At 61.8% G+C, this 8,025-nt stretch carries 8 protein-coding genes; 7 read left to right on the top strand and 1 reads right to left on the bottom strand.

The window, feature by feature from the left end:
- Positions 1 to 98 precede the first annotated feature (98 nt).
- Positions 99 to 1,034 (bottom strand): lipid A biosynthesis lauroyl acyltransferase, encoded by a 936-nt coding sequence (locus GIW04_RS24695; protein ID WP_120248399.1) that lies wholly within the window; start codon positions 1,032 to 1,034, stop codon positions 99 to 101.
- Positions 1,035 to 1,153: 119 nt separating this feature from the next.
- On the opposite strand from GIW04_RS24695, the gene minC reads away from it, so the two are divergent.
- From minC to GIW04_RS24730, 7 genes are all read left to right on the top strand, one after another.
- Positions 1,154 to 1,891, top strand: coding sequence for a septum site-determining protein MinC (gene minC / locus GIW04_RS24700; protein ID WP_003192832.1), 738 nt, complete (start codon positions 1,154 to 1,156; stop codon positions 1,889 to 1,891).
- A 198-nt stretch (positions 1,892 to 2,089) separates the two neighbouring features.
- The gene (gene minD, locus GIW04_RS24705) at positions 2,090 to 2,902 is read left to right on the top strand and encodes a septum site-determining protein MinD (RefSeq protein ID WP_003192835.1); all 813 of its coding nucleotides are present in this window, start codon (positions 2,090 to 2,092) and stop codon (positions 2,900 to 2,902) included.
- Positions 2,903 to 2,905: 3 nt separating this feature from the next.
- On the top strand, positions 2,906 to 3,160 hold the full coding sequence (gene minE / locus GIW04_RS24710) for a cell division topological specificity factor MinE (protein ID WP_003175252.1): 255 nt from the start codon (positions 2,906 to 2,908) through the stop codon (positions 3,158 to 3,160).
- A gap of 201 nt (positions 3,161 to 3,361) precedes the next feature.
- A complete protein-coding gene (locus GIW04_RS24715; RefSeq protein ID WP_003192838.1) occupies positions 3,362 to 3,997 on the top strand; it encodes an RluA family pseudouridine synthase in 636 nt (211 codons plus the stop codon).
- Between the two features lie 195 nt (positions 3,998 to 4,192).
- Positions 4,193 to 5,482 (top strand): M18 family aminopeptidase, encoded by a 1,290-nt coding sequence (locus GIW04_RS24720; RefSeq protein ID WP_003192841.1) that lies wholly within the window; start codon positions 4,193 to 4,195, stop codon positions 5,480 to 5,482.
- Positions 5,483 to 5,672: 190 nt separating this feature from the next.
- Complete coding sequence (locus GIW04_RS24725) at positions 5,673 to 5,849, top strand: hypothetical protein (RefSeq protein ID WP_164692207.1); 177 nt, start codon at positions 5,673 to 5,675, stop codon at positions 5,847 to 5,849.
- A 72-nt stretch (positions 5,850 to 5,921) separates the two neighbouring features.
- Positions 5,922 to 8,025, top strand: a 2,104-nt coding sequence (locus GIW04_RS24730; protein ID WP_236479282.1) for a mechanosensitive ion channel family protein, incomplete at its 3' end; no start/stop codon positions are given.

Genomic DNA, 8,025 nt, shown 5'->3' on the forward strand with positions numbered 1-8,025 from the left:
ACCTGATACGCCGCGCGCGCCCCGCCGCCGGAAAGAATCAAACCTGTGACCGGTTCCGCTGGGCGCATTGCGTCACTCCATGTGAGAAGGGGTTGGGGTTATCGACGGCGCTTTTCGTACAACTTGGGCTCACCCGGTGGCCGGCTCTTGAACCGGCGGTGCGTCCACAGGTATTGCTCGGGGCATTCGCGCACCGAGGCTTCGACCCACTGGTTGATGCGCAGGCAGTCGACCTCGTCGGTTTCACCCGGGAAGTCGGTCAGCGGCGCATGGATTACCAGGCGGTAACCGCTGCCGTCAGCCAGGCGCTCCTGGGTAAACGGCACCACCAGCGCCTTGCCCAGGCGGGCGAACTTGCTGGTGGCGGTGACGGTGGCGGCCTGGATGCCGAACAGCGGCACGAAGATACTTTGCTTGGCGCCGTAGTCCTGGTCTGGCGCGTACCAGATGGCCCGGCCGGAGCGCAGCAGCTTGAGCATGCCGCGCACGTCGTCACGCTCCACGGCCAGGGAGTCGAGGTTATGGCGTTCGCGGCCACGGCGCTGGATAAAGTCGAACAACGGGTTGCCGTGCTCGCGGTACATGCCGTCAATGGTGTGCTTTTGCCCCAGCAGCGCCGCGCCGATTTCCAGGGTGGTGAAGTGCAGCGCCATGAGAATCACGCCCTTGCCTTCCAACTGCGCCTGCGTGAGGTGCTCCAGCCCTTCGACATGGGCCAGGCGCGCCAGGCGCGGCTTGGGCCACCACCAGCTCATGGCCATTTCAAAGAAGGCGATGCCGGTGGAAGCGAAGTTTTCCTTGAGCAGGCGTTTGCGTTCCTTGGCCGATTTTTCCGGAAAGCACAGCTCAAGGTTGCGCGCCGCGATACGGCGACGATCACCGGCCACACGGTACATGCCCGCGCCCAGCAGGCGACCAATGGTCAACAGCGCCCGATACGGCAATTGAGTGACCAGCCACAGCAGGCCGAGCCCCAGCCATAGCAGCCAAAAACGCGGGTGAAGAAATACAGCTCGAAAACGCGGGCGATCCATTACAGATTCCGGTAAAGACAAGGGCCGCGCATTCTACAACGGTTCGACTCGGCTTGCGGCGGGTGAGTGTTCTCGTTATAAGTCTCGACACTTTTCGTGACAAGCCGCTTTCGCCGACCATGAGCCAAACCGAACCGCTAGACCAAGATCCCGTGTTCCAGCTAAAAGGCAGCATGCTCGCCATTACCGTGCTGGAACTGGCCCGCAATGACCTCGACGCCCTGGACCGCCAACTGGCCGCCAAGGTCGCCCTGGCGCCGAACTTCTTCAACAACGCCCCGCTGGTGCTGGCGCTGGACAAGCTGCCGGCTGGCCAGGGCGTGATTGATTTGCCCGGCCTGATGCGCGTATGCCGTTCCCACGGCCTGCGCACACTGGCGATTCGCGCCAGCCGCATCGAAGACATCGCCGCCGCCATCGCCATTGAACTGCCAGTACTGCCACCGTCCGGCGCCCGCGAGCGTGCGCTGGAGCCATTGGTCGGCGAAGAAAAGAAAAAACCGGAAAAACCACCCGAGCCTGCGATCAGGCCTACAAAGATCATCACCTCGCCGGTACGCGGCGGGCAGCAGATTTACGCCCAGGGTGGCGACCTTGTGGTGGTCTCCTCGGTCAGCCCGGGGGCGGAACTTCTTGCCGATGGCAACATCCATGTATACGGCCCGATGCGCGGACGCGCCCTGGCCGGCATCAAGGGTGATACCAAGGCGCGTATTTTTTGCCAGCAGTTGACCGCTGAGCTGGTTTCCATCGCGGGTCAGTACAAGGTTTCCGAAGATTTGCGCCGCGATCCACTGTGGGGCGCTTCGGTACAGGTCAACCTGTCGGGCGATGTGTTGAACATCATCCGTCTTTAACGGATACTGCCGCATTTTCCAAGCATCTCTAGACTCTGATAGCAAAGCGAAACCGGCAAGACTTGTGTAGGACTTTTTGGAAGTTGGTGTTTCCCCATGGAAACCTCGGCTTTTCCTGCAAAGGCTGTCCGCCTGCGGCGAGTTTCAAGAGATGTTTTTCAGGGACCGAAAGTCCTTTTTCCTTAGGGGTGAAACACCTTGGCCAAGATTCTCGTGGTTACATCCGGCAAGGGTGGTGTGGGTAAGACCACCACCAGCGCCGCTATCGGTACCGGCCTCGCTCTGCGCGGCCACAAGACAGTCATCGTCGACTTCGACGTCGGCCTGCGTAACCTTGACCTGATCATGGGCTGCGAGCGTCGCGTGGTGTATGACTTCGTCAACGTGGTGAACGGCGAAGCCAACCTGCAACAGGCCCTGATCAAGGACAAGCGCCTTGAGAACCTGTACGTGCTGGCCGCCAGCCAGACCCGCGACAAAGACGCGCTGACCAAAGAAGGCGTGGGCAAAGTCCTCGCCGAGCTCAAGGAAACCTTCGAATACGTAGTATGCGATTCGCCGGCCGGTATCGAAACCGGTGCTCACCTGGCGATGTACTTCGCCGACGAAGCCATCGTGGTGACCAACCCGGAAGTGTCCTCGGTACGTGACTCGGACCGCATGCTCGGCCTGTTGGCCAGCAAGTCCAAGCGCGCCGAAGAAGGCCAGGACCCGATCAAGGAACACCTGCTGCTCACCCGCTACAACCCGGAGCGCGTCAACAACGGCGAAATGCTCGGTGTTGAAGACGTGAAGGAAATTCTCGCCGTGACCCTACTGGGCGTGATCCCGGAATCCCAGGCCGTGCTGAAAGCATCCAACCAGGGCGTACCGGTGATTCTCGACGACCAGAGCGACGCCGGCCAGGCATACAGCGATGCCGTGGATCGCTTGCTGGGCAAGACCGTGGAACACCGCTTCCTCGATGTCAAGAAGAAGGGATTCTTCGAGCGTATCTTTGGAGGCAACTAAACAATGAAATTTCTCGACTTCTTTCGCGCCAACAAAAAACCCAGTACCGCATCGGTCGCGAAAGAGCGTCTACAGATCATCGTGGCGCACGAACGCGGCCAACGCAGCACCCCGGACTACCTGCCAGCCTTGCAGAAGGAACTGGTCGAGGTGATCCGCAAGTACGTCAATATCGGCAACGATGACGTGCATGTCGCCCTGGAAAATGACGGCAGCTGCTCGATTCTGGAACTCAATATCACCCTGCCCGATCGTTGATCGAACGGGCGGTCGCCACGGCGGCTCTGCTACCTGGCCCTGTACTGCTGTAGGAGCGAGCTTGCTCGCGAAAAACCTGAGAACACCGCGTTTAACCTCAATGAACGCAGTGCCGATAAGTTCTTCGCGAGCAAGCTCGCTCCTACAGGGTGAGGGGGCGGTCAGTGGAGCCGCCGTTGGTGTTTGTTACGAGGCTGTTTAATGCCGCTGTCCAATATCCATATCCTGCATCAGGACGACGCTGTCCTGGTGGTGAACAAGCCCACCCTGCTGCTCTCGGTGCCTGGCCGCGCCGACGACAACAAGGACTGCCTGATCACCCGCCTGCAGGAAAACGGCTACCCCGAAGCCCGCATCGTCCATCGCCTGGACTGGGAAACTTCGGGGATCATCCTGCTGGCCCGGGACGCGGATACCCACCGCGAACTGTCCCGCCAGTTTCACGACCGCGAAACAGAAAAGGCCTACACCGCCCTGGCCTGGGGCCAACCGGCACTGGACAGCGGCAGCATCGACCTGCCCCTGCGCTACGACCCGCCGACCAAGCCCCGCCATGTGGTGGACCATGAGTTCGGCAAACATGCGCTGACCTTCTGGAAAGTGCTGGAGCGTTGCGGCGACTGGTGCCGCGTGGAGTTGACACCGATCACCGGGCGTTCGCACCAGCTGCGCGTGCATATGTTGTCCATCGGGCATCCGTTGCTGGGTGATGGCTTGTACGCCCATGAACAAGCCTTGGCCGCCTGGCCACGCCTGTGCCTGCATGCAAGCATGCTCAGCTTCACCCATCCGCAAAGCGGCGAGCGCCTGCGCTTCGAGTGCCCAGCGCCTTTTTGAAGGGCGGATGCGGTCAAATGTGGGAGCTGGCTTGCCTGCGATAGCGGCGTGCAAGCCAATACATCTTGCACAGAAAGACCGCTATCGCAGGCAAGCCAGCTCCCACAGGGTTTGGTGTGGTTCTCGACCCTGCACGCTCACTCCAAATATCTGGCCAATACGGTAAACTCTCGCCACTGCTGTCTGGAGCTATTTATGCGCGAAGCGTTGAATCAAGGCCTGATCGACTTCCTCAAGGCCTCCCCTACTCCTTTTCATGCCACTGCCGCCCTGGCCCAGCGCCTGGAAGCCGCCGGCTACCAGCGTCTCGACGAGCGCGACACCTGGGCCACTGAGGCCAACGGTCGCTACTACGTGACCCGCAACGATTCCTCGATCATCGCCTTCAAGCTCGGCCGCCAATCGCCGCTGCAAGATGGTATCCGCATGGTCGGCGCCCACACCGACAGCCCGTGCCTGCGGGTCAAGCCCCAGCCGGAGCTGCAACGCCAGGGCTTCTGGCAACTGGGTGTGGAAGTCTACGGCGGCGCGCTGCTGGCACCCTGGTTCGACCGCGACCTGTCCCTGGCCGGGCGTGTCACCTTCCGCCGCGATGGCAAGGTCGAGAGCCAACTGATCGACTTCAAGCTGCCGATCGCCATCATTCCCAACCTGGCCATTCACCTCAACCGTGAAGCCAACCAAGGCTGGGCGATCAATGCCCAGACCGAGCTGCCGCCGATCCTCGCGCAGTTTGCCGGTGACGAGCGCGTGGACTTTCGCGCCGTGCTCACCGAGCAGTTGGCCCGCGAGCATGGGTTGAATGCCGATGTGGTGCTCGACTACGAGCTGAGTTTCTACGACACCCAAAGTGCCGCCGTGATCGGCCTCAATGGCGACTTTATCGCTGGTGCGCGCCTGGACAACCTGCTGTCGTGCTACGCCGGTTTGCAAGCCTTGCTCACCAGCGACACCGATGAAACCTGCGTGCTGGTGTGCAACGACCACGAAGAAGTCGGTTCCTGCTCAGCCTGCGGCGCCGATGGCCCGATGCTGGAACAGACCCTGCGTCGCCTGCTGCCCGAAGGTGAAGAATTCGTACGCACCATTCAGAAATCCCTGCTGGTGTCGGCAGACAACGCCCACGGCGTGCATCCCAACTACGCCGAGAAACACGACGCCAACCACGGCCCGAAACTCAACGCCGGCCCGGTGATCAAGGTCAACAGCAACCAGCGCTACGCCACCAACAGCGAAACCGCCGGGTTCTTCCGCCACCTGTGCATGGCCCAGGAAGTGCCAGTGCAGAGCTTCGTGGTGCGCAGCGACATGGGCTGTGGCTCGACCATCGGCCCCATCACCGCCAGCCACCTGGGCGTGCGCACGGTGGACATCGGCTTGCCGACCTTTGCCATGCACTCGATCCGCGAGCTGTGCGGCAGCCATGACCTGGCGCACCTGGTCAAGGTGCTGGGCGCGTTCTACGCCAGCCGCGATTTACCCTGAGACCGAGGCGCGCCCATCGCGGGCAAGCCCGCTCCCACATTTGATCTGTGAATGCATTTCAGTGTGGGAGCGGGCTTGCCCGCGATGGGTTTCCAAACAGATGTAAGGCTATCTGACTCACATCAACTGCACTTCTGCCAATCCGGCCTAGACTTGTCAGAACTTCCAGTCCGACAAGGCCGCCCCCGCCATGATCTCAATGTCCTCCTTCCACGCCATGCTGATCCCCATCGTGATCGGCATGATCATGCTCGCGGTCGGCTTCAACTTTCGTGACAAGCCTCTGGGCGTGTTTGGCATGTGGATCGGCATGCTGTTGATCCTTGGCACCGTGCTCTACAAGATCCTCGCCAAACTGGCGCAGTGACAAATGCGCTCGCATTGGGCATAGCGGCCTCGTACACTCGGTCAATTCGTCGTTTTCAAGGTTGACCGCCTCGTGTTCTCCCGTCTGTTTGCCCTGCCCTGCTACCTGCTGATCGCCCTGCTCACGCTGCTGCCAGTGATGCCCGCCCAAGCCGTGGGCTTGCCCGGGATGCTGGGCGGCTCCAGCAAGATCCAACCCCAGGCAGAAGTGCCCCTGGGGCAGTCGCTGGACGAAGTGATCAAGACGCTGGAAAACGACCAGCAACGCACCCAGTTGCTCAGCGACCTGAAGAAACTGCGCGCCGCCACGCAAAAGGCCCAGCCCGCCGCCGAACTCGGGGTACTCGGGTTGATCGGCAGTACGCTGTCGGGCTTTGAGCAGCAGTTTTCCGGCGCCGACAGCCCGCTGGGGCGCTGGTCCAATGAAGTCGACCTGGCCAAGGATGAACTGGGCGCCCTGATGCTGCCGGCCAGCGAATGGCTGCCGATCATCTTCGGTTTTGCCGTGATCCTGGCCGTATGGAGCCTGCTGGCCGCTGCGCTGATCTGGCTCAGCCATCGGGTGCGCGAGCGTTTCGGCCTGCCCGAAGAGCTGCCGCAGCATCCGCGCACCTGGGACATGCTGCGCTTCGCCCTGCGCAAGCTGGGCCCATGGCTGATCGCCCTGGTGATCACGGTGTACCTGAGCTACGCCCTGCCTTCCTCCCTGGGCAAATCCCTGGCCATGGTGCTGGCCTATGCCCTGGTAGTCGGCACCTGTTTCTCGGCCATCTGCGTGATTGCCTTCTCCGTACTCGACGGCCCGCACCGCCACCGTGCCCTGTATATCCTGCGCCATCAGGCGTTCCGCCCGCTGTGGTGGATCGGCAGCTTTGCCGCCTTCGGTGAAGCCTTGAGCGACCCGCGCCTGGTTGCCGCGCTCGGCCAGCATCTGGCCCACACCGCCGCGACCGTGGCCAATGTCATGGCGGCGTTGTCCACCGGGGTGTTTATCCTGCGGTTCCGCCGTCCGATTGCGCACCTGATCCGCAACCAGCCGCTGTCGCGCCGACTGACCCGCCGCGCCCTCACCGATACTCTGTCGATCATCGGCACCTTCTGGTACATCCCGGCTCTTCTGCTGGTGGGCATCTCACTGTTCGCCACCTTCCTGTCGGCCGGCGACACCAGCACCGCCCTGCGCCAGTCGTTGCTGTGCACGGTGCTGCTGGTGTTGTGCATGGTGATCAACGGCCTGGTGCGCCGCCACGCCCTCAAGCCGCACCGCGGGCACAAGCGCCATGCGCTGTATTCCGAGCGCCTCAAAGGCTTTGTCTACACCCTGGTGCACCTGGTGGTGTGGCTGGTATTTATCGAACTGGGGCTGCGGGTCTGGGGCCTGTCGATGATTCGCTTTACCGAAGGTGAAGGCCATGAAATAGCCGTAAAGCTGTTCGGCCTCGGTGGGACCTTGTTGTTTGCCTGGCTGATCTGGATCCTCAGCGACACCGCGATCCACCACGCCCTGACGCGCTCGCGCAAAGGACTTGCCAACGCCCGCGCGCAAACCATGATGCCGTTGATCCGCAACGTGCTGTTCGTGACCATTTTCATCATCGCCGCCATCGTCGCCCTGGCGAACATGGGCATGAACGTCACGCCCCTGCTGGCCGGTGCGGGTGTGATCGGTATCGCCATCGGTTTTGGTGCGCAATCGCTGGTGGCGGATTTAATCACCGGCCTGTTCATCATCATCGAAGACTCCCTGGCCATCGACGACTACGTGGATGTGGGCGGCCACCTCGGCACGGTGGAAGGCCTGACCATCCGTACCGTGCGCCTGCGCGATATCGACGGCATCGTGCACACCATCCCGTTCAGCGAAATCAAGAGCATCAAGAACTACTCCCGGGAGTTCGGCTACGCGATCTTCCGCGTGGCGATCCCCTACAACATGGAAATCGACGACGCGATCAAACTGATGCGCGAGGTCGGCCACGCCATGCGTAACGACCCGTTGCAACGCCGCAATATCTGGTCGCCGCTGGAGATCCAGGGCGTGGAAAGTTTCGAGTCCGGCAGCGCGATCCTGCGCGCACGTTTCAAGACCGCGCCGATCAAGCAGTGGGAAGTGTCGCGGGCGTTCAACCTGTCGCTCAAACGGCACCTGGATGAAGCCGGGCTGGACCTGGCAACGC

The organism is Pseudomonas sp. PA-4-8C, assembly GCF_021606625.1.
Lineage (GTDB): Bacteria > Pseudomonadota > Gammaproteobacteria > Pseudomonadales > Pseudomonadaceae > Aquipseudomonas > Aquipseudomonas lactis.